This window comes from Allobosea sp. CER48, assembly GCF_044752385.1.
Taxonomy (GTDB): Bacteria; Pseudomonadota; Alphaproteobacteria; order Rhizobiales; family Beijerinckiaceae; genus Allobosea.
Window position 1 is genome coordinate 1 of record NZ_JBIWYK010000420.1, and the last position, 2,674, is coordinate 2,674.

General features: G+C 67.8%; 1 protein-coding gene. It reads right to left on the bottom strand.

From position 1 onward, the window contains the following. Positions 1-2,674 (bottom strand): Ig-like domain-containing protein (locus ACIPIA_RS13780; RefSeq protein WP_400510368.1); only part of this gene is annotated, 2,674 nt, incomplete at both ends.

Below are 2,674 nucleotides of genomic sequence, written 5' to 3' on the forward strand. Positions count from 1 at the left end.
CGTTCAGATCCATGTCGGCGATCGGCGTGCCGACGGGATCGTCATTGACCGCGGTCACGGCGACGGTCACCAGCGCGGTGCTGAAACCGCCCTGGCCGTCGGTGATGCCATAGACGATCGTGTCGGTGCCGTTGAAGTTCGGGTTCGGCGTGTAGATCAGTGTCCCATCGGCGGTGACGCTGACCGTGCCGTGACCGGCTCTCGGCACGAAATCCGGATCGAGCGTCAAGCTGTCGCCGTCAGGGTCGATATCGTTCGACAGCACCGGGATCTCGAGCGGTGTGTCCTCCGGCGTCGTCGCGCTGTCGTTGACAGCCGTCGGCGCCGGATTCGTCACGATGACCCGGTAGGTTCGCTCCGTCGTGCCGTCATGGCCGTCGCTGGCGATCACGGTCACGGTGTAGATGCCGTCGCCATTGTCCCCGCCCTGGCTTGCGTCGGCGGAGAGCGTGCCGAAGATGCGGCCCGTCATGCCGTCGTAGTCGAGCCCCGGCGGAAGGCCGGCGATCACGAAGCTGATCGCCTCGCCCTCGACATCGCTGAAGAAGCTGCCGACATTGTAGTCGATCGCCTCGCCGTCGGAGCGGGTGCGGTCCGGCAGCGTGCCGGCGATCGGCAGGTCGTTCACGCCATTGACCGTGACCACGACGGTGGCGGTGTCGGTCTCGCCGCCCGCATTGGTGACCTGATAGGTGATCGTGGTGGTGCGGGTTTCGCCGGCGCGCAGCACGTCGAAATCGGTGCCGGGGTCGAAGCTGAGATTCCCCGCGGCATCGATGGTGAAGCTGCCGCCCTGCGAGCCGCGAACGGCCTGGCCGACATTGCCCGCCACGCCGTCGACCGCGGTTACCGTGAGCGTGCCGCCGCCGACGTCGTCGTCATTCGACAGGACGTTGCCGGTGGCGCTCTCGTTCTCGCCGACCTCGAAGCTGTCGTTGGCGGCCAGCGCCGGGGTGCTCAGCACCTCCCAGGTGAAGGTCGTCGTCGTCGCGCCACCATTGCCGTCGCTGGCGGTGACCGTCACCGTGTAGGGGCCGCCCGTGGACGCATCGGGCGGCAGCGTGCCCGAGATGATCCCCGTCTCGGGATCGTAGGTCAGCCCCGGCGGCAGGCCGCTGATCGCGAAATCGAGATCGTCGCGGTCCGCGTCGCTGAAATAGCTGCCGATGTCGAGCAGAACGGCCTCGCCGTTATGGTCGCTGACGGTCGGGATCGGCGCCGCCACCGGCGCATCGTTGACCGGATTGACCGTCACGACGATCACGGCGCTCGAGATGCCGCCATTGCCGTCGGAGATCTCGTAGACGATCGTGTCCGTGCCGTTGAAATTGGCGTTCGGCGCATAGGTGATCACGCCATTCGCGATCGTCACCGTGCCATTGCCGGCACTGGCCGCGGTGAGGGTGAGCGCGTCGCCGTCCGGATCGCTGTCGTTGAGCAGCGGCGAGATCTCGACCGGCGTGTCCTCGTCGGTCGTCGCGGTGTCGTTGACAGCGATCGGTCCCGGATTCGTGACCGTGAGGGTGAACGTGGCGGAGCGGGTGGCGGTGCCGTCGCTGGCGGTGACGGTCACCGCATAGACGCCGCCGTCGCCGCCCTGGCTGGCATTGCGGTCGATGGTGCCGGTGACGATGCCGGTCAGCGGGTCGATCGTCAGGCCGGCGGGCAGGCCCTCGATCCCATAGGTCAGCGTGTCGCCGTCGACATCGCTGAAGAAGGCGCCGAGATCGTAGCTGAAGCTCTGGCCGTCCGCGCGCGTGCTGTTCGGGATCGGCGCGACGTCGGGCTGGTCGTTCGCCGGCGTGACCGTGACCGTCACGGTCGCCGTGGCGATGCCGGAATTGCCGTCGTCGATCGTATAGCTGAAGGTCTCGACGCCGTTGAAATTGGCGTCGGGCGAGAAGCGCAGCGTCTCCACGCCGCCGACGCTTATCAGCGCGACCGAGCCGTTGGCGGTGACGACCGGCGGGCCGCCGACCGTCAGTGCGACGCCGTTGACGCGGATGATGCCGCCGGTATCGCCGTCCGGATCGCTGTCGTTGGCCAGCACGGGGATATCGACCGGCGTATCCTCGGCCGTCGTCGCCGTGTCGTTGTTGGCCAGGGGCGGCCGGTTGAGAACGGTATAGGTGAAGCTCGCCACCGTGCTGGCGCTGCCGTCGCTGGCGGTGATCTGCACGGTATAGCTCGCGCTGCCCGTCGGCCCCGATGCGTCCGGCAGGATGCTGCCGGAGATCAGCCCGGTGGCGGGATCGTAGGTCAGTCCCGGCGGCAGCCCCGTGACCGTGTAGCCGAGGTCGTCGCCATCGGGGTCGCTGAAGAAGGCGCTTGCATCGAGAGAAACGTTGTCGCCGTCATGGACGGTGCGATCGACGATCGGGCTCGCCACCGGCGGGTCGTTGACGGCGCCGACCGCAACGGTGACGGTTGCCGTGGCGGTGCCGCCCTGGCCGTCCGAGATCGTATAGACGATCGTGTCCGTGCCGTTGAAATTGGCGTTGGGCGTGTAGGTGATCGAACCGTCCGGCAGGAAGGTCACGGTGCCGTTGCCGGCGCTCGCCGAGACGAGCTGAAGTGCGTCGCCATCCGGGTCGCTGTCGGCTCCGGCCGCGCCGCCCAGTGTGCCGGCGCCGGTGATGACGTTGAATACGGCCTGCGTATCCTCGTCGACGGC